This is a genomic window from Nonomuraea sp. NPDC050556 (genome assembly GCF_044457355.1).
In the GTDB taxonomy this organism is placed as follows: Bacteria; Actinomycetota; Actinomycetes; order Streptosporangiales; family Streptosporangiaceae; genus Nonomuraea.
On record NZ_JBITGU010000001.1, the window covers coordinates 2937379 to 2955973 of the forward strand.

Annotated in this window: 14 protein-coding genes; 9 read left to right on the plus strand and 5 right to left on the minus strand. The window is 71.5% G+C overall.

Annotation, left to right across the window (positions count from 1 at the left end; all coding sequences use genetic code 11):
• Positions 1–53 precede the first annotated feature (53 nt).
• From mtnA to ACIBG8_RS14115, 3 genes are read right to left on the minus strand one after another with little or no spacing between them, the layout of a single operon-like run.
• Positions 54–983, minus strand: coding sequence for an S-methyl-5-thioribose-1-phosphate isomerase (mtnA, locus tag ACIBG8_RS14105; RefSeq protein WP_397343104.1), 930 nt, complete (start codon positions 981–983; stop codon positions 54–56).
• Positions 980–1840 (minus strand): BtrH N-terminal domain-containing protein, encoded by an 861-nt coding sequence (locus tag ACIBG8_RS14110; protein WP_397343105.1) that lies wholly within the window; start codon positions 1838–1840, stop codon positions 980–982. The genes mtnA and ACIBG8_RS14110 overlap by 4 nt, the downstream gene beginning before the upstream one ends.
• Before the next feature lie 35 nt (positions 1841–1875).
• Positions 1876–3741, minus strand: a complete 1866-nt coding sequence (locus ACIBG8_RS14115; protein ID WP_397343106.1) for a TrkA C-terminal domain-containing protein — start codon at positions 3739–3741, stop codon at positions 1876–1878.
• 99 nt (positions 3742–3840) lie between these two features.
• Between ACIBG8_RS14115 and ACIBG8_RS14120 the strand changes: the two genes are divergently transcribed.
• Positions 3841–5238 (plus strand): serine/threonine-protein kinase, encoded by a 1398-nt coding sequence (locus ACIBG8_RS14120; RefSeq protein ID WP_397343107.1) that lies wholly within the window; start codon positions 3841–3843, stop codon positions 5236–5238.
• 1 nt (position 5239) lies between these two features.
• Here ACIBG8_RS14120 and ACIBG8_RS14125 read toward each other — a convergent pair whose 3' ends face one another.
• Both ACIBG8_RS14125 and ACIBG8_RS14130 read right to left on the minus strand, forming a co-directional pair.
• On the minus strand, positions 5240–7447 hold the full coding sequence (locus tag ACIBG8_RS14125) for a P-loop NTPase fold protein (RefSeq protein WP_397343108.1): 2208 nt from the start codon (positions 7445–7447) through the stop codon (positions 5240–5242).
• Between the two features lie 9 nt (positions 7448–7456).
• Positions 7457–8638: an amidohydrolase gene (locus ACIBG8_RS14130; RefSeq protein WP_397343109.1), complete on the minus strand. Its 1182-nt coding sequence runs from the start codon at positions 8636–8638 to the stop codon at positions 7457–7459.
• Positions 8639–8717: 79 nt separating this feature from the next.
• Between ACIBG8_RS14130 and ACIBG8_RS14135 the strand changes: the two genes are divergently transcribed.
• The 8 genes from ACIBG8_RS14135 to ACIBG8_RS14170 all read left to right on the plus strand — a co-directional run bounded on the left by ACIBG8_RS14135 (position 8718) and on the right by ACIBG8_RS14170 (position 18594).
• A complete protein-coding gene (locus ACIBG8_RS14135; protein WP_397343110.1) occupies positions 8718–9791 on the plus strand; it encodes a DUF5925 domain-containing protein in 1074 nt (357 codons plus the stop codon).
• Positions 9792–9837: 46 nt separating this feature from the next.
• Positions 9838–10956: a C39 family peptidase gene (locus ACIBG8_RS14140; RefSeq protein ID WP_397343933.1), complete on the plus strand. Its 1119-nt coding sequence runs from the start codon at positions 9838–9840 to the stop codon at positions 10954–10956.
• A gap of 3 nt (positions 10957–10959) precedes the next feature.
• Positions 10960–12747 (plus strand): prolyl oligopeptidase family serine peptidase, encoded by a 1788-nt coding sequence (locus ACIBG8_RS14145; RefSeq protein ID WP_397343111.1) that lies wholly within the window; start codon positions 10960–10962, stop codon positions 12745–12747.
• Complete coding sequence (locus tag ACIBG8_RS14150; RefSeq protein WP_397343112.1) at positions 12744–14015, plus strand: M20/M25/M40 family metallo-hydrolase; 1272 nt, start codon at positions 12744–12746, stop codon at positions 14013–14015. The genes ACIBG8_RS14145 and ACIBG8_RS14150 overlap by 4 nt, the downstream gene beginning before the upstream one ends.
• Before the next feature lie 21 nt (positions 14016–14036).
• Positions 14037–14516 carry a Kazal-type serine protease inhibitor domain-containing protein gene (locus ACIBG8_RS14155; protein WP_397343113.1) on the plus strand — a complete coding sequence of 160 codons (480 nt, stop codon included), beginning with the start codon at positions 14037–14039 and terminating at the stop codon, positions 14514–14516.
• A gap of 193 nt (positions 14517–14709) precedes the next feature.
• On the plus strand, positions 14710–15498 hold the full coding sequence (locus ACIBG8_RS14160) for an NAD-dependent epimerase/dehydratase family protein (protein ID WP_397343114.1): 789 nt from the start codon (positions 14710–14712) through the stop codon (positions 15496–15498).
• A gap of 347 nt (positions 15499–15845) precedes the next feature.
• Positions 15846–16745, plus strand: coding sequence for a class I SAM-dependent methyltransferase (locus ACIBG8_RS14165; RefSeq protein ID WP_397343115.1), 900 nt, complete (start codon positions 15846–15848; stop codon positions 16743–16745).
• A 1-nt stretch (position 16746) separates the two neighbouring features.
• Positions 16747–18594 (plus strand): neutral/alkaline non-lysosomal ceramidase N-terminal domain-containing protein, encoded by a 1848-nt coding sequence (locus ACIBG8_RS14170; protein ID WP_397343116.1) that lies wholly within the window; start codon positions 16747–16749, stop codon positions 18592–18594.
• The last annotated feature ends 1 nt before the right edge of the window (position 18595 follow it).

Here is an 18595-nt window from a genome sequence, read left to right on the forward strand (position 1 = left end):
ACTGAGCGTAACGCGGGATGTGCGGACAGGTCCCAAGATTGGCCAGTTTTGGTCTAAGGCCTGATCACGCGGGATTCGGTGACGATCGCGGTGATCAGATCGTGCGGTGTCACGTCGAAGGCCGGGTTCAGCGCCGCCGTACCCTCGGGCGCCAGCCGTACCCCTCGGATCTGGACGATCTCGACGGGGTCGCGGTCCTCGATGGAGATGTCGGCGCCCGACGGGGTGCCCGCGTCGATGGTCGACTCCGGGGCGACGACGATGAACGGCACGCCCGCCCGCCGCGCGCCGAGGGCCAGCGCGTAGGAGCCGATCTTGTTGGCGGTGTCGCCGTTGGCGGCGACGCGGTCGGCGCCGATGAGGACCGCGTCCACCTTGAGGCGCGACAGCAGGTACGGCCCTGCCGAGTCGGCGATGAGCCGGTGCGGCGCGCCCATCCCGGCCAGCTCCCACGTGGTGAGCCTGGCGCCCTGCAGCAGCGGCCTGGTCTCCAGGGCGAGCACCTCGCCGAGCCTGCCCTGCTCGTGCAGCGTCCGGACGACGCCGAGCGCGGTGCCGCGCTCCACGCAGGCGAGGCCGCCGGTGTTGCACACGGTCATGATCCGCAGATCGGAACCCTCCAGCAGCGAGGCGCCGCGCAGGCCCATGGCGTGGCAGGCGGCGATGTCGTCGTCCCTGATGCGCAGGGCGACGTCGAGCGCCTTGTCCGGGGGCGCGGCGGCGACCTGGTCGACGCCCCAGGCGAGGTTCACGGCGGTGGGCCTGGCGGCGCGCAGCCTGGCGATCGCCGCGGGGTCGCCGCCCGCCAGGACCGCGCCGAAGGCCCCCGCCACGCCCAGGGCGGGGGCGCCGCGCACGGCCAGGCGCTGGATGGCCTCGATCAGGTCGTCGACGGTGGTGACGCGCAGCATCACCAGCGTGTCGGGCAGGAGCGTCTGGTCGATGAGCTCGACGGCCCCGTCGACCCAGTCGATGGTCCTCACATGGCCAGTATCTCCATGGCTTCCCGCTCGCGGACAGCGAGGTCGAGCATGATCTCCGTAGGTGGGTCGCCGCGCTCGATCGCCTGGGCCGCCTGGGTCCAGAGGGGCGCGATCTCGGCGTAGCGGGCGTGGGCCTCGCGCAGGCGCGGGTCGTCGAGGATGGTGGCCGCCTCGGCGAGGAAGTCGCGGTAGAGGTTGCGGAAGAGCGCTCCGCCGGTCCCGGCGCGCTCCATGAAGATCGCGACCTCGGGCGGCAGGGGGACCTTGGCCGCCTTGGCGATGCCGCGGTGGCCGAGGTTGGCGATGGGCGGGTTGAGGAACTCCGCGGCGTTGGCGCGGATGGCCGGGAGGATGACGTCGGCCGGGTCGCGCGGGGTGCCGGTGATGGTGAACGAGCGGTTCCTGGCGGTCATGGGCCCGCGTTCCGAGCGGGCGGCGGCGAGGCTGTCCAGGCTGGTGGTGACCTTGCCGCCCTGCTGCTCGGTGTCGACCAGGTAGGCGTTCTGGCCGTCGTAGCCGTGGATCGCCGCGAAGTGGCCGCCGAAGTGGACCTTCGAGGTGAAGTACTCCAGGTGGTAGGAGTCGAGCTGCAGGCCGACGGGGCGGCCCTCGTCGAGGAAGGTGGCGACGTTCTGCCAGGCCTTGCGCGGCGAGGTGGTCTCGCGGGCGTCCATGGTCAGGCCGAGCCTGGCGACGAGGTTCTGGGTCAGGACGAACGGCTTGACGCGACCGCCGAGGAAGGTGTCCCAGATGATGAAGCCCAGGCCGGAACCCAGGCCGAAGATCATGGGCTCGGAGAGCTCGATGCCCTCGTGCCGCAGGAGCACGCCGAGGGTGGTGGTTTCGCAGTGCTGCATGGACACCACCCTCACCTCTCCCCCTGTGGGAGGGTCTAGCGCTCGGCCAGGACGATCACGGAGTCGCGGTGGCGCAGCCGTACGCGCTCCCACTTGGGCGGGTTGAGCACGATGCCGTAGTGGGGCGGGGTGTTGACGCCCGAGGCCAGCCGGTAGCCGATGGCGGTCTCGCCCCTGCGCCTGGCCGACTCGATGACGGTGGAGAAGTCGAGCTCCTCGCCCAGCTTCAGGTAGGAGGAGGCGGGGCGGGGGTAGATCTCCGAGCCCTTGGAGTCGAACAGGTAGCTGAACACGTCGGCCAGGTGCTTGTTCTCGGCGAGCTGGGCCAGGAGCAGGCCGATGACGGTGTCGCTGATGACGATGTCGTCGGCCTCGGTGACCTCGGCCAGGGAGCGGTTGCCCTCGTCGTGCATCTCGCTGACGATCGAGTAGCGCTCGCCCATCGTGGTCTGCATGTCGCGCAGTTGCAGCAGGGTCATCAGGGTGCGGTTGTCGGCGTGGTGGGTGCCGAACCTGTCGTCGGACAGCACGATCACGTGCTGGAACAGTCCTGGGCCGAGGGATTCGAGGGCGACCCGGTCGGTGGTGTCGCAGTCCTTGACGTTGACGGTGAGGTTGCGCAGGCCGTTCAGGTCGGCTCCGGCGCTGGGGTGGTCGGTGGCGATCTCCAGGACGGAGCCTGGGGCGACGTAGGCGTCGAGGTAGCGGACGATCTGCTCGGCTCTGCCGTTCCAGTTGAGCAGGAGGGTGCGCTCCGGCTCCAGGCTGGTGCGTTCCTCCGTGGTGATCGCCTCCTCGGTGAGGTGCGGCGCGTCCGTGGCGAGGGCGATGAGGGAGTCGTCGTGGGCGATGACGACGACCTGGTCGCCGTCCTCGATCACGGTGTCCATGGGCGGGTTGAGCACGACGCCGGACGGCCTGCGCAGGCCGATGACGGTGGCGGTGAGGTAGGCGTGCAGGGCTTCGCCGTACGTCATGCCGGTCAGTGCCGCGTCGGTGCGGAGGTAGACCTCGCCGCCGTCGAAGTTGAGCAGGTCCATGCACACGACGGACATGCCGGACTGGCGGGAGGACTGCACGATGAGCCGGGAGGCGGTGTCGTCGGAGTCGACGAGGTGCACGTCCGGGCCTCCGGCGAGGCGGGCTGCCGCGAGGTTGCGCCCGGAGGCGAGGGCGGCGACGACGGGCGGGTGCACGCCTGGGCGCTTGGCCAGGGCGAGCAGGGTCTTGATGACGTGCGCGTCCGGGTCGTCGCCCTCGGGCGAGAGGACGACGATGGAGCGGGCGGCGCCGAGGTTCATCAGGCCGAGGTCGCGCGGTTCGGTGGGGCGGCCGGTGCGGCAGACGACGCGGGTCCTGCCGGTGTCGCCGAGGCGCTCGCGCAGCTCCTCTTCCATGGAGGGTTTGTCGCGTTCGGCCATGATGGCGATGACCGAGCCGCGCTGGCTGGCGTGCGCCTTGACCAGTTCGCCGACGATGGTGGCGATCTGGTCTGACCAGCCGAGCACCACGGTGTGCCCGCTCTCGACGATCTTGGAGCGGCCGCGGCGCAGCCGGTCGATCTTCTGCTTGACGGCGTTGGACAGCAGGCCGACGAGGACGCTGACGATGAAGATGCCGCTCAGCGAGGCGGCGAACATCAGCGCGACGTAGCCGATGGTGCCGGTGTCCGTGGCGATCTTTCCCGGGCTGAGGGTACGCACCAGCGTGCCCCACAGCATGCCGAAGAAACCACCGCGGTCTTCCGCCTCGCCGTGGGCGATCCAGACGGAGAGCGCGCTTACCACCACGATCAGGGCGACGGAGACGAGCGCGAGCCAGCCGATGAGGGCGACCGTGCCCTTGGCCATCGTGTTGTCGAACCAATATCGAGCACGCTCGCGGAACGTCACTCTGGACACCCCGATACCTCCACATAACCGTGAAATGACCGACGGCATAGGGTATCCGCACATTTGTCCGAACGCATGTTGGAAGGCGGGACCGGTAACGTAGCGCCCATGGTGACCCCCCTGACACCGGACGATCCGGACCGGCTGGGCGAATTCACCCTCGCCGGGCGGCTCGGCGAGGGCGGGCAGGGCGTCGTGTACCTCGCCCACGGCCGCTCCGGCGAGGCGGTCGCCGTCAAACTGCTGACCCACAGCGACCCGGAGACCCGGGCGAGGCTGGCGCGCGAGCTCGACGCGCTGGAGAGCGTGGCGTCGTTCTGTACGGCCCGCGTGCTGACCGCCTCGATCGACGGGGCGCGGCCGTGGGTGGTGAGCGAGTTCGTCGACGGGCCCTCCCTGCTGGAGCGCGTGCGCGACCGCGGCCCGCTGCGCGGCGGCGACCTGGAGCGGTTGTTCGTCTACACGGCGACGGCGCTGGCGGCGATCCACGCGGCCGGGGTGGTGCACCGCGACTTCAAGCCCGCCAACGTGCTCCTGGGGCCGGACGGGCCGCGCGTGGTGGACTTCGGCATCGCGCGGGCCGAGGGCGCGTCCACGATGACCTCGGGCCTGATCGGGACGCCGACCTACCTGGCGCCCGAGCAGATCCACGGGAGCCCGGCGACGGCGGCGTCGGACGTGTTCGCGTGGGCGACGACGATGGTGTTCGCCGCGACGGGCGTGACGGCGTTCGGCGCGGACACGGTGCCGGCCGTACTCCAGAAGGTTTTGTACAGCGAGCCGGACCTGTCGGCCCTCCCGCCCCGGCTGCAGGGCCTGATCGCGAGCGCCCTGGCCAAGGACCCCGCCCGCCGCCCGACCGGCCAGGACCTCATGGTCGCCCTGGTCAACCCCAACAGACCCCAGCCCTACGCCCCTGGCCCGACTGCGCCTGGCGTGAGCCAGCACACCACGGGACCGGTGAAGCGCGGGTCGTCCCGTGCGCCGCTGATCGCAGCGGCGGCCGTCGTGGTGGCCCTCGCCGCCGCCGGCGGGGTGTTGTGGTTCAACCGGGCTCCCGCGTCCCACGGCTCCACGACCGCGACCAGCGACGCGCTGCCAACCCCCACGACAGGGCCGTCCACGGCCTCCCCCGAGACCTCGGAGACCTCGGTCCAGCAGGCGGCGCCGCTCAAGATCCCCGCCGCGTTCGCCGGCAAGTGGGCGGGGCACACGACCACGACGAACCCGATGGACGCCAACGGCTCGGACAACTGGGTCGAGCTCAAGGCCGGGCGGTCGGAGGCGGCGTGGCGCGAGTACGACTCCGAGGTGGACTGCAAGGGGACGATCACGCTGACCAAGGTGGAGAAGGACAAGCTGACCTTCTCCCTAGGCGCCAACCAGGGCGGCTGCATCCCCGGCACGATCTGGCTCACCCTCGACGGGGACACGCTCGCCTACCTGTGGCGCGACGTGCCGGGGAACGACCTCGTCCAGCAGACCGGCGACCTCCGCAGATCCTGACCTACCCGCCGTCCAGAAGCTCCGGAGCGTCGGCCGCGCCCGAGCAGGCGCGGATCAGCTCCGGCGTCAGCTCCACCCCCGGTACGGCCCGCAGCACGTCACGCAGCTCGGCCGCCGCGGCCAGCCCGCGCACGTCCTCGGGGATGCCCTGCAGGTCGCCGTCCCGCCCCGCCGAGATCGCCGTGATCGCCTCGGGGACGGACTCGAGGTGGTCGGCGAGCCTCGGCCAGCGGATACGCAGGACGGTCCACAGCGCGAGGGCGTCCGTGGGTACGGCGGCGCCCTCCAGCACCCGCGCGGCCCGCAGCACGGTGTAGGTGTTGACGAAGCGCTTCATGGCCCTGGGGTTGCTGTGCAGCAGCGCAGAGAACTTCGCCAGGGCGTGGACGGTGACGTCGCGGACGTCGGCGTCCGAGATGCGCTCGACCGCCTGGGCGGCGACCAGCCTGCGCACCTGGGGCGTGGTCCTGGCCAGCGCCAGGAGCACGTCGACCTCGTCGCGGCTCTCGGCGATGTCCCGGCTGACCCGCGAGGCGGCGGCGACGTCGGCGTCCAGGTCCTGCCGCTGCGCGCCGACGCCGAGCAGGCCGCTGAAGTACTGGTCGCGGCTGGTCTGGCCGAGCCTGGGCATCGGCACGCTGAGCTGGAAGAGCTTGTCGAGGAAGAGGTAGCCGAGCGGCCTGCCCGGCTCGCCGACGGCCGCGGCGAAGGTGTCGTAGGCCTTCTCGTAGGCGCAGCGCAGCCAGACGCCGTCCATGGCGACGACGAAGCTCGGCGCCTGGACGGGGCCGCGCCAGTGGCCGGGGACGTCGCGCATCAGCGTCTGGACGGAGTCGAGGAAGGCGACGACGTAGGTGGCGTCGCAGCGGTCGAGGTCCTCCACGAAGATCACCATCGGCCGTCGCGCCCGGCGCACCAGCCAGGCGAAGTGCTCGGCGACGTCGTTCATGGGGTTGGTGTGCGACTGCTCGAACGACCTGGCCCGCCTGGGCGACTCCCACATCACGTACCGGCTGACGAACAGCCCCGCCGCCCACAGGCCGCCGATCGCGGCGGCCGCCGTCGTGGCGGTCTTGACCGCGTCCTCGATGCCCTTGGCCGTGGCGGCGCCGAGCCAGAACAGCGCCGCTGCCGTGGCGATCAGGAGCAGGGCGGAGGCGAGCTGGGCCGAGCCGTCGCGGCCGACCCTGGCGAAGGTCTCGCGGACGCGGAACAGCGGGCGGCGCCACCCGGGCAGGTCGCGGGTGACGGCGGCGCGGACCGCCGCGAGCAGCGCCCACCAGGGCGGGTCGACCCTGACGTGCCGCCAGGCGTCGAACGAGATGACCAGGCTGTCGCTGCGCAGCCGGGCGGCGAGGAGGTTGAGCAGGGTGCTCTTGCCCGTGCCCCAGGCGCCGTCCACGTGCACGAGGAACGAGGTGTCCGGGGTTTCGCCGCGGGCGTGGCGGAGCTGTTTGGCCAGGACGGAGGCTAAGGCGTCGCGCTTGAGCGCGTCGTCTTCCGCGGGCGCGTCGCTCACCCACTGGGTCTGCTCGCGCGGGGGCCGGTCCGTCGCCGGTGGCGGCGGCGCCGTTGAGAGCTCCTCGCCGGGGCCCTCGATCAGCTGCCCCAGCTCCGGCCAGGCCTTCAGCAGGGTGTCCGTGGAGTACATGAGGGCTGTGTGGGAGGTCTCCGACTCCTCGACGGACACGACGATGCCGAGCGCCCCCTCACCGTCCTCGCTCCAGACGGGCGCGCCGCTGAAACCCCTCTCCACGCGGCGTCCGTTGCCGGAAGGTCCCAGCTGGAACAACCCGCCCGGTAGTCCCCCGACCGTCTCGGCAGCGGCCCAGGCGCCATCGTCCCATCCGCTGGGAAAGCCGTAGATCCTCACCCTCTGCCTGGTGGACAGATCCGACACGAGCTTCGCTGGGCGGAGATCGGTCGGCAGGGGGCCGATCAGCCGGATCCCCGCCAGGTCGTTCACGCGGGTGCGTACCTTCGGCTCCGGGGGGAGCGAGAAGACGACCTCGCCCTCCAACCGGCCGGAAGAGGAGAAGGGGAACCCCACCTGGACGCGCACACCCAGCTCGGCGTCGGGCTCGATGACGTGGGCGCAGGTCAGCACGAGATCCGGCGCCACCAGCACACCGGCTCCGCGCAACCGACCCTCCTTGTCCAGGATCTGCGCGACGGCGGACTCCGCCTGCGGTCCGGCTGGTGTGGCCATGGCCCCTTCCTACACCAGGCGGCCCTCGCGGGCGACGACGCGGCCGCCCTTGACCACCAGCGAGCGCACCGGGCGCACGCAGACCGCCTCAGCGGGCGTCCGGACGTCCACCGCGACGAAGTCGCCAGGGTCGCCGACCGCGAACCCGGCCCGCCGGCCGGACAGCCGGGCGCCGCCGTACGTCGCCGCCTCCAGGGCGATCTCGATCTCCTCGTCGCGCACGAACCGGCTGCGCTGCGCCAGGAACAGCGCGCGCTCCAGCATGTCGCCGTTGCCGTAAGGGCTCCACAGGTCGCGCACGCCGTCGTTGCCCGCCCCGACCGGCACACCGGCTTCGCGCAGCCGTACCAAAGGCAGCGGGGCGGCTGAGGCGGGGGCGACGGTGGCCAGGCCGATGCCCGCCTCGGCCAGCCGGGCGATGACGCGGTCCTGCTCCGCCACCGGGACCTCGCCCAGCGCGTAGCCGTGCGAGATGGTGACCTTGCCCTGCAGCCCGAGGGCCAGGGCGCGGTCGATGATGAGGTCGTACTGCCACACGCCGAGCGGACCGCCGTCGTGCAGGTGGATGTCGACCCCGGCGCCGTGCTTCTCGGCCAGGCCGAAGACGGTGTCGAGGTGGCGCACCGGGTCGTGTTCGAGGCCCGCCGGGTCGATGCCGCCGACGAGCTCGACGCCCCCGGCGAGCGCCTTGTCCATCAGCTCCGCCGTACCGGGACTGATGAGCAGCCCCGCCTGCGGGAAGGCGACCATCTCCATGCTGATGCGGCCGTCCAGCCGCGCGACGGCCTCGCGTACCGCGTCCACGGCCGCCAGGCCCATCGTGGTGTCGACGTCCACGTGCGAGCGCACGTGCGTGGTGCCGCTGACGATCATCTGCTGGAGCAGCGCGGTGATGTAGTTCACGCTGGGCAGCCCGATCTCGTCCCGGCGCTCCACGCCGTTGCGGATCTTGCCCATGAGGCCGGGTCCCGCGTCGTGCGGCACCCACGGGCCGCCCCACATGGTCTTGTCCACGTGCGCGTGCGCGTCCACGAACCCGGGCAGCAGCAGCTTTCCGCCCAGCCCTTCGACGTGCGCGCCGTCGGCGGACAGGTCCTGCCCGGTCGCGGCCACGACCCCGTCGCGGATGAGCAGGTCGGTCAGCGTCTCGTGACCCCACACACGGGCGTCGCGCAGCAGGAGATCGGTCATATCACCACAATAGTGGTATACCGCTATTGCTGGCAAAACTCTTCGACACCGGACCGCCTCGCCCAGCACCATGGAAGGCATGCATGCCGAGCTCCCCATGAATCTCAGCGTGGACGACGAGGACTCGGCCATCGATGTCATCGACGCCCTCGCCCTGTCCCCGTTCATCAACGGCACCCAGCCGTGGGCGCGCCTGGCCCGCCTGGAGCGGGTGCGCCCCGACGCGCCCCTCCACCCGGAGCGCGGCCGCGTCATCAGGCACGCCCACGAGGACGACGGGACGGACTCGCGGCTGATCGGCGGCGACGGCTGGACGATGCGCGTGGTCCGCTACCGCAACCGCGACGCCCTCGTCAGCGTCACCGCGATCAGCGAGGAGCTGGCCCAGTCGGTGCTCAAGGAGTCCACGGAGGGCGCCGAGGAGCCGAAGGCCGACGACGGCCGCATCGAGCTGGGCTTCTGGTGGCGCACCCAGGAGCGGGCGCGCCGCTCGGAGAAGTCGGTGCCCGCGCCGCAGTGGTCGGAGATCAGCCGCAACTACGCGGGCCGGGTCCAGCAGCCGCTGGAGCGCCTCATGACGCTCACCCCCGAGCAGGTCAGCGGCCGGATCATCCTGCTGCACGGCGAGCCGGGCACGGGCAAGACGACGCTGCTGCGCGCCCTGGCCAGGCAGTGGCGCGAGTGGTGCCAGGTCGACTGCGTGCTCGACCCCGAGCGGCTGTTCGACGAGCCCGGCTACCTCATGCAGGTCGCCGTGGGCCACGACGGCGAGGACGACAGCAAGCGCTGGCGGCTCATGGTCCTGGAGGACTGCGACGAGCTCATCGGCTCCGGCGCCAAAGCCGTGGCGGGCCAGGGGCTGTCGCGGCTGCTCAACCTGACCGACGGCCTGCTGGGGCACAGCCGCGACGTGCTCGTGGCGATCACCACCAACGAGGACGTCTCCCGCCTGCACCCGGCGATCGTCCGCCCCGGCAGGTGCCTGGCCCAGATCGAGGTGGGGGCGCTGCCGCGCGAGGAGGCGGTGCGGTGGCTGGGCTCAGCCGACGGCGTCGGCCCCGAGGGCGCGACGCTGGCCGAGCTGTACGCCCTGCGCTCCGGCCGCGCCATCGCCCCGTCCGCGCGCACTGACAGTCCAGGGCTGTACCTGTGAGCACTACGTAAACTCTCCGATGCCGTACGGCGGGGCGGCGACCACAATGGGGCCGGTGCTCACCGTCGATCTCAGCCGCGTCGCCTTCCACCGCTTCACGCCGGAGGAACCCCTCGAATCCGGCGCGGCCGTCCTGGACGACCCGTTCGGCGGCGGCCAGACGACCTGGCAACACCGCCGCTGGACCAGCGAGGAGCGCGAGATCGGCTTCACCGCGACCGAGCTGGTCCCCTCCTGGACGGCGCGGACCCCGGCGGGGAGCTGGCTGGAGGTCGAGCTGCAGGCCAGGACGTCGGCCGGGCACCTGACCCGGTGGTACGTGATGGGCCGCTGGGCCGAGGGCGACGCCGACGTGCACCGCACCTCGGTGCCGGGCCAGGGCGACGACGACGGCGACGTGGCCGTCGACACGCTGGTGGCGCGGCACGGCGCGACGGCCTTCAGGGTCAGGGTGACCTTGTACGGTTCCGGCGCGTGGGTGTCCGGGCTGGGCGTTATGGCGTCGGCCGTTCCGCAGCGGCCCGCCGTACCGGTGAGTGAGCCTGGAACGGCGGGCGGGATCGTGCTGGAGGTGCCGGCGCACTCGCAGCAGGCGCACCACGGCCACTACCCGCAGTGGGACGGCGGCGGCGAGAACTGGTGCAGCCCCGCCTCGGTGGCGATGGTGCTGGAGTTCTGGGGGCGCGGTCCGCACCGGGACGACCTCGCCTGGGTGGGCGAGGGCGACCCGTGCCCGGCCGTCGACCACGCGGCGCGCGGCATGTACGACCACAGCTACCAGGGCACGGGCAACTGGCCGTTCAGCGTCGCCTACGCGGGCAGCCACGGGTTGTCCGGGTTCGTCACCCGGTTGCGGTCGCTGACCGAGCTGGAGCGGTTCGTCGCGGCGGGCATCCCGGTGATCACCTCGCTGTCGTTCAAGGACCACGAGCTGCCCGGCTCCGGCTACTCCACGCGCGGCCACATCATGGTCGTGGCCGGGTTCACGCCCTCGGGCGACGTGGTGGCCAACGACCCGGCCGCGCCGTCCGACGGCGAGGTGCGGCGGGTGTATCCGCGCGCCGCGTTCGAGAACGTGTGGCTGCGCAGCACCGGCAGCGGCGGGATCGTCTACGTCATCCACCCGCCGCACGTCCCCCTTCCCTCGTCCGACGGCAATTGGTGAGTCATGAGCATCAGTCCTGTTGAAGTGGCGCGCGTCGACGGCGGCCCCCTGTGGGTGGAGGCCGTCGGAGCCGAGATCTGGTGGGACGAGCCGCGCCCGCACGAGGGCGGACGCCGTTGCGTGGTGCGGCGGACGGCCGACGGCCGACTCGCCGACGTGCTCCCGCAGGGGTGGAACGCGCGCAACAGGCTCATCGAGTACGGCGGGCGGTCGTGGCGTCCCCTGCCGGGCGGCGGGCTGGTGTTCACCGACTGGGAGCGGCAGCGCGTCTTCCTGCTCCTCGACGGCGAGCCGGTCGCGATCTCCCCCGAGGGCCGTTTCGGGGATCTCTACGTGCCTCCCGGCCTGGACGAGGTGTGGGCGGTCCGCGAGGTCGGCACCGTCCGCGACATCGTGGCGATCCCGCTGGACGGCGGCCCTTCGCGGGTGCTCGTGCGCGCACAGCACTTCCTGATGAACCCCCGCATCTCGCCCGACGGGCAGCACATCGCGTGGATCGGGTGGGACCACCCGAACATGCCGTGGGACGGCACCGAGCTGTGCGTCATGGCTCTTGACGGTGGCCCTTGTCAGGTGGTGGCTGGCGGACCGGCCGAGTCCGTGGTGCAGGCCGAGTGGCGCGACGCCACCTCGCTGTACGCGGTCACCGACCCCACCGGCTGGTGGAACCTGCACCTGGTCGGCCTCGACGGGTCCCAGCGCAACCTCACGCCGATGCCGCTGGAGTTCGGCGACGCGGTCTGGAAGCCGGGCAACACCTGGTTCGCCGTCGCGGGCGAGCGGGTCGTCACCCTGTACGGCACGGCCGACCGGCGGCGCATCGGCGTGCTCGACCCCGCCACCGGCGAGCTGCGCGAGCTGCCCGGCGACTGGACCTGGTGGTCGGCGTCGGTCAGCGCGGGCGACGGGGTCGCGGTGGGCGTGTCCGCCTCGCCGTACAGCCCGCTGGAGGTGACGGCGGTCGAGCTGGACGGCGGCGGGCACGCGGTGGTGTCCGCGCCCAGGCAGGTGCCGGCGCGCGAGCTGCTGCCCACGCCCGAGGCGGTGACGATCGACGGCGTGCACGCGCACCTCTACCCGCCGCTCGGCGTCTCCGGCCCCGCGCCGTACGTGGTGTTCGCGCACGGCGGGCCGACCGGGTCCAGGCCGCTGGTGCTCGACCTGGAGATCTCCTTCTTCACCAGCAGGGGCATCGGCGTCGCGCAGGTCAACTACGGCGGTTCGACCGGGTACGGCAGGGCCTACCGCGAGCGGCTGCGCCACCAGTGGGGCGTCGTCGACGTCCAGGACTGCGCCGTCGTGGCCCGCGGCCTGGTGGAACTCGGCCGCGCCGACGCCTTCCGCCTGGCGATCCGCGGCGGCAGCGCGGGCGGATGGACGACCGTCGCGGCGCTGGTGCACAGCGACGTGTTCGCCGGCGGGGTGGCGCATTACGCCATCACCGACCCCGAGGGGTGGGCGGCGGAGACGCATGACTTCGAGTCGCGGTATTTGGACGGTCTGATCGGGCCGCTGGATTCAGAAAGGCAGCGGTATCTGGACAGATCGCCGCTCCTTCACGCGGCTCAAGCCTCAGGTCCTGTGCTGATGATGCACGGGCTGGAGGACGCGATCGTGGACGTCTCGCAAGCCGAGAGGTTTGTCGCGGAGCTGGACAGGCATGGCAAAGAGTGGGCATTGCTCACCTTCCCCGGCGAGCAGCACGGCTGGCGCAGGGAGGAAACTATCGTCGCGGTACTGGAGGCCGAGCTGGCCTTCTACGAACGAATCTTCAAGGGGTACGACCGGTGAAAAGCGTCGGGGAGATCTGCTCGGATCTGATCAGGTTCGACACCACCAATCCGGGGTCCGGGGAACGGCCGGCGGCAGAGTACGTCGCCACGCTGCTCGCCGACGCGGGGATCCAGCCCACGGTGTTCGAATCCGCTCCCGGGCGCACGACGGTGGTGGCGCGCATCGAGGGCGACTCGCCCGACGCGCTGCTCATCCACGGCCACCTCGACGTGGTGCCGGCCGACCCGGCGGAGTGGCAGCTGCACCCGTTCTCCGGAGAGATCACCGACGGCTGCGTCTACGGGCGCGGGGCCGTCGACATGAAGGGCTCGTGCTCGATGACGATCGCGACCGCCCTCGACCTGGCGGCGCGGGGGGTGCGGCCGAAGCGGGACGTCGTGCTGGCGTTCCTGGCCGACGAGGAGGCGACCGGCGACTACGGCTCGCGGTATGCGGTCACCTCGCACCGCTCGCTCTTCGACGGGGTCACCGAGGCGATCAGCGAGTCCGGCGGGTTTTCCGTCACCTCCGGAAATGAGCGGATTTATCCGGTCGCGGTGGGCGAGCGGGGGACGTCGTGGATGAAGGTCACCGCGCACGGCGTCGCCGGGCACGGGTCCCGGCCGCCGGTGGACAACCCGGTCGCGACGCTGGCGCACGCGCTGTCGCGCGTCGCGTCCTACCAGTGGCCGGTACGGCTGACGCCGGCGGTGGCGGCGCTGATCGAGGACCTGGCGGAGATCACCGGGCAGCCGATCGACCTGGACCGGCTGGACGCGGAGGCGGCGCGGCTGGGCAGCCTGGGATCGCTATTCAAGGCGCAGATGCGGAACTCGGCGAACCCGACGATGCTCAACGCCGGGTACAAGGTCAACGTGGTGCCGTCCACGGCTGAGGCGCACATTGACGGGCGCTATCTCCCTGGGCTGCAGGAGGAGTTCCTGTCGACGATCGACGAGCTGCTCGGTCCCAAGATCACCCGGGAGTTCGTCAACCTGGAGGAGGCGCCGTCCGCGCCCTACCCGTCGTCGTTCTTCGACGAGATGGCGGCTTCGCTGGTGGCCGAGGATCCTCAGGCGCGGCCCGTGCCGTACGTCATGAGCGGGGGGACGGACGCCAAGTCCTTCGCGAGGATCGGGATCAAGGGGTACGGCTTCGCGCCGCTGATGTTGCGGCCGGATCTGGACTATTTCGGGATGTTCCATGGCAAGGATGAGCGGGTGCCGGTGGAGGGGCTGGAGTTCGGCGTGAAAGTCCTGACGCGTCTCCTCACGGGTAGTAACTGATTCACTACCTATAGTGAGTGCATGAAACGAATTCTCACGGGTGCCGTCCTTGTGGCGGGGCTTGCTCTTTGCGCCTTCGTCACGCCTGCCTCCGCTGCCAGCCCTGAGCCTTCCTCGTGCGTGTGCACGATGGAGTACCGGCCGGTGGTGGGGGTTGACGGGAAGACCTATCCGAACGCCTGCGCGGCCGGCTGCGCAGGCGTGGCGGTGGACCACGAGGCCACGGTGGACGTCCCGGTGAACCTCCCCGACTACCAGCCCACCACCCCAACGGACAGTTACGGACAGCCCGCCACCGACCCGGCCAAGCCCAGCGATCCCGCCACCGGCTCGGGCGCGTACGGGCATCCGGGAGGGCACGGCACGCCCGGCGCCCACAAGCCGTGCCCGGGATCGATCGCCCCGCCCGGCTACGTGACCGGCGGCCCCAAGGCGCCGTACACCTCGACGCCCGACGTCGACCTCTGCCCGCCGGACCTGCCGCCCGGCGCCGTCTGCTGACCCTGCCCGCGCCAGGGCCGCACAACGAGGTCATCGAGCCGCGTGGCACAGCTTCTGCACCGCCACGCGGCCCCCACAGCCCGCGACAAACCACCCCCTGGCGGCTCCACGGCCCTGCGATCGTTGGGCGTACCGCGGATACGCGCGCACCGGCTGGGCGGGAAGTGTCGGGGGTGGCTGGCACACTGGGCGCATGATTCTGGGGACTGTGGTCGTGACGGGGGCAGCCGGGCTGGTCGGGTCGGCGGTGCGTGGACCGCTGGGACGGGCGGCACAACGCCTGGTGCTGGTCGACCAGGCCCCGATACGGGCGGAAGCGCCCAATGAGACAGCCCATCAGGTCAAGCTCACCTCCGTCGACGACATCGCCCCGCTGATCGACGGTGCCGACGTGGTGGTGCATCTCGCCGGGATCCCCGACGAGGCGCCCCTGCCCGACCTGATGACAGCCAATGTCGTCGGCACCCACCACGTGCTCGAAGCCGCCAGGCGCACCGGCGTCCCCCGCGTGGTGATCGCCAGCAGCAACCGCCTGACCGGGGCTTACCCGATCGGCGAAACCCTCTCCCCCGACGACCCCCTCCGTCCTGACGGCCTGTACGGGGTGAGCAAGGCGGCCGTCGAGGCCCTCGGGCGTCTTTACGTCGACAAGTTCGGCCTCGAGGTGGTGTGCGTGCGCATCGGCAGCCTGGAGGACCGCCCCCAGGACGGCCGCCACCTGGCCACGTGGCTGAGCCCCCGCGACTGCGCGGGCTTCTTCGTGGCCGCGCTGACCATGAAGATGGACGGCTTCGCCGCCTTTTACGCGGTGTCCGCGAACACGCGGCGGTTCTGGGAGCTCAGCGACGTCTACACCCCACAGGACAACGCCGAAGACTTCGCCAGGGACCTTGACGACCCGGACGCCTTCTTCATCCCCACCAACCCCCAGGGTGGCCCCTTCGCCTCCCAGGAGTACACCCTCCGCCACATCACCCCTTAACCCCACCCCTCGGCTACCCCTCGCCGTAGCGCCACCGCCCGACGACCTCCCGCCATCCCTAGGCACCCAGCCCGGCTGGCCACCCGTCCCTCCTCCACGTCACCCAGGCTCTCGTGCCCCTGGACGGCCTGTACCACCACGCCCGATTACCGTGTCGCCAGAGCGAGGACGGTGCCAGGGCCAAAGTGGGCAAGGCGGGTCGTCAAGAGTGGGCGGCGCGGGGTTGGGGGTCGGGGGGTTGCGGGTGTGCGTCGTCAAAGGGGCGGCGGGAGGTCGGTCAGGGGTTGCGGGGATCGCCCATGCGGGTGGGGGTGTTCGGTTTTGGGTGGGGGTGGCATTGTCGGGGGATGTCCGATCACCCCGAGCCGGAAAGCACCGCGCTCAATCGTGCGCTCTGGGATGTCCGCGCACGCCTCCACGGCTCCACCCCCGCCGACCGCTTCTACGACGTCGACTCCTTCCTGGACGGCCGCCAGACCCTCTACAGCATCGAAAGAGACCTAGCGGGCGAGGTGAAGGACCTCGACCTGCTCCACCTGCAGTGCCACTTCGGCATGGACACGCTCAGCTGGGCCCGCCTCGGCGCCCGGGTCACGGGAGTGGACTTTTCGCCCGTTGCGGTAGGGAGGGCCAGGCGGCTCGCCGTACAAGCAGGGGTGGAGGCCACGTTCCTGGAGGCGGACACCCAGCGGTTGCCTGCCGTACTCCAAGGCCGGTTCGATCTGGTGGTGGCCACCTACGGCGTGCTGTGCTGGATCGGGGAGCTCGACGGCTGGATGCGCGGCGCCGCCATGGCGCTCAGGCCGGGCGGCCGCCTGCTGCTGGTGGACATGCACCCGGTGTTCCAGACGCTCGCGTCCGTGGACCCGCTGGTCGCCGACTGGCCGTACGGCGGGGGCCAGGCCCAGCGCGAGACCGTCACCGGCACCTACGCCGACGCCGCCGTCGACACCCCGGCCCAGGAGACCGTCCAGTACCCCTACTCGCTGGGTGAGATCGTCACCGCCGCCGTCAACGCCGGGCTCACGCTCCGCCACCTCGGCGAGCACGTCGCCACGGATCTCGACCCCCGCGGCCTCCTCACCCAGAGCCCCGACGGCCTTTACCGCCTCCCGCTCGGCGACACGCACCTGCCCATCCTCTACTCGCTCACCGCGACGAACCTCCCGGCGACGGGCCTCCCCGCGCAGGCGCAGGGCCTCCCCGCGACGGATCTGCCCGTGACGATCCCCAACGCGACGGCCTGACGTGTGGCTGGCCGGGCGCGGCAGCGCGGACATCACGGGTGAGGCCGCCGAGTGCGGCATGCTCGGGTACGGCAAAGCCGACCAGCAGAGCGCGGGCATCCACACCCGCCTGCGGGCCAGGGCGTTCGCCTTCGCCACGGGCGGCATGCGGACGCTGCTCGTGGTGTGCGAGCTCCCCCTGATCTTCCCCAGCGTGGTGAACGCGGTGCTGGCACGGCTGCCGGACGGCTACACCGAGGCCAACGTGATGATCACCGCCACCCACACGCACTGCGGTCCGGGCGGCTACGCGCATCACCGGCTGTACAACGGCAACGCGGGCGGGTTCCGGCGCAGGACGTTCGAGGCGATCGTGGACGGCATCGTCGAGGCGTCAGCGAAGGCCCACGCGGATCTCGCGCCGGCGACGCTGCTGCTCGGCCACGGCGAGCTGCGCGACGCCAGCGTCAACCGCTCGAAGCAGGCCTTCGACCGGGACCAGGAGGAGGAGCGGGCGTTCTTCCCGGGCGCGATCGACCCGCAGACGACGCTGCTGCGGATCGTGCGCGAGGGCGTCACGGTCGGCGCGGTCAACTGGTTCGCCACCCACAACACGAGCATGACCAACACCAACACGCTGATCAGCGCCGACAACAAGGGCTACGCCGCTTACCACTGGGAGAGCCGGGAGGAGGGGCTGGTGGCGGCGTTCGCACAGACCAACGCGGGCGACATGTCGCCCAACCTGCGGCTCAAGCCCGGCCACGGCCCGACGGAGGACGAACGCGAGAACACCCGGATCATCGGCACACGACAGTACGAAGCCGCAAACGTCCTGACCGGGGAACCCGTCGTGGCCGCGCTGGACCACCGGTTCACCCATCTGCACCTGTCCCGGGTGCTGGTCAGGCCGGAGTTCACCGGCGACGGCCGCGCCCACCGCACCTCGGCCCCGATCGCCGGAGCGTCGGCCTTCGCGGGCGCCTGGGCGGACGGCCCGGCGTTCAAGGGGTTTCGCGAAGGGCATCACAACCCGCTCTGGGCCGCCCTCTCCCGCGGCCTCGTCTACCCGCTGTCCCCCAAGCTGCGCGACGCCCAGGTGCCCAAGGCGCTGTTCGTGCCCGCCCGCGGCATGGTCCAGGAGCGCGTGCCGGTCCAGCTCCTGCGCATCGGCCGCCTGTACCTCGTGGGCATCCCGGGCGAGGTGACGATCGTGGCGGGGCTGCGGCTCCGCCGTACGGTGGCCGCCATCGTGGGGGCGGAGCTCAGGGACGTCCTGGTCGCGGGTTACGCGAACGGTTACGCGCATTACGTGACCACGCCAGAGGAGTACGACGCGCAGGAGTACGAGGGCGGCAGCACCCTGTTCGGCCGCTGGGAGCTGCCCGCGCTGTGCCAGACCGCCGCCGCCCTGGCCACCGCCATGCGCGACGGCGTCCCCGTAGGCCGCGGCATACCGGCGGAACAGCCTCGCGTACGGCACAGCCGCCACAACCCTCCGCCGGACGTGCCGCATCCGGGCAGGAGGTTCGGCGACCTCCTCTCCCTGGAGATCAAGGACGGGAGGGCGACCGCCACCTTCGTCGGCGCCCACCCCGGCAACGACCTGCGCAGGGGCGGCACCTACCTCGAAGTGCAGAAGCAGGAGAACGAAGGATGGACCATCATCGCCGACGACGGCGACTGGTCCACGACCTTCCGCTGGTCCAGGCACGGTCGGGCGGCGTCGACCGTGACCATCACCTGGGAATCCGCCGCCCCCGGCACCTACCGGATCGTCTACCACGGCGACACCGCCGACGGCCCGTTCACCGGCAGCACGGAACCGTTCGCGCTTGACCTGGATCGCACTCCAGGTGACACCGTCTGAC

What these genes read in the sequence shown, in the direction of transcription:
- ACIBG8_RS14110 (WP_397343105.1), bottom strand. Translation starts at nt 1,840, where the DNA reads ATGCAGCACTGCGAAACCACCACCCTCGGCGTGCTCCTGCGGCACGAG.
- ACIBG8_RS14120 (WP_397343107.1), top strand. Translation starts at nt 3,841, where the DNA reads ATGGTGACCCCCCTGACACCGGACGATCCGGACCGGCTGGGCGAATTC.
- ACIBG8_RS14125 (WP_397343108.1), bottom strand. Translation starts at nt 7,447, where the DNA reads ATGGCCACACCAGCCGGACCGCAGGCGGAGTCCGCCGTCGCGCAGATC.
- ACIBG8_RS14130 (WP_397343109.1), bottom strand. Translation starts at nt 8,638, where the DNA reads ATGACCGATCTCCTGCTGCGCGACGCCCGTGTGTGGGGTCACGAGACG.
- ACIBG8_RS14135 (WP_397343110.1), top strand. Translation starts at nt 8,718, where the DNA reads ATGCATGCCGAGCTCCCCATGAATCTCAGCGTGGACGACGAGGACTCG.
- ACIBG8_RS14140 (WP_397343933.1), top strand. Translation starts at nt 9,838, where the DNA reads ATGGGGCCGGTGCTCACCGTCGATCTCAGCCGCGTCGCCTTCCACCGC.
- ACIBG8_RS14145 (WP_397343111.1), top strand. Translation starts at nt 10,960, where the DNA reads ATGAGCATCAGTCCTGTTGAAGTGGCGCGCGTCGACGGCGGCCCCCTG.
- ACIBG8_RS14155 (WP_397343113.1), top strand. Translation starts at nt 14,037, where the DNA reads ATGAAACGAATTCTCACGGGTGCCGTCCTTGTGGCGGGGCTTGCTCTT.
- ACIBG8_RS14160 (WP_397343114.1), top strand. Translation starts at nt 14,710, where the DNA reads ATGATTCTGGGGACTGTGGTCGTGACGGGGGCAGCCGGGCTGGTCGGG.
- ACIBG8_RS14165 (WP_397343115.1), top strand. Translation starts at nt 15,846, where the DNA reads ATGTCCGATCACCCCGAGCCGGAAAGCACCGCGCTCAATCGTGCGCTC.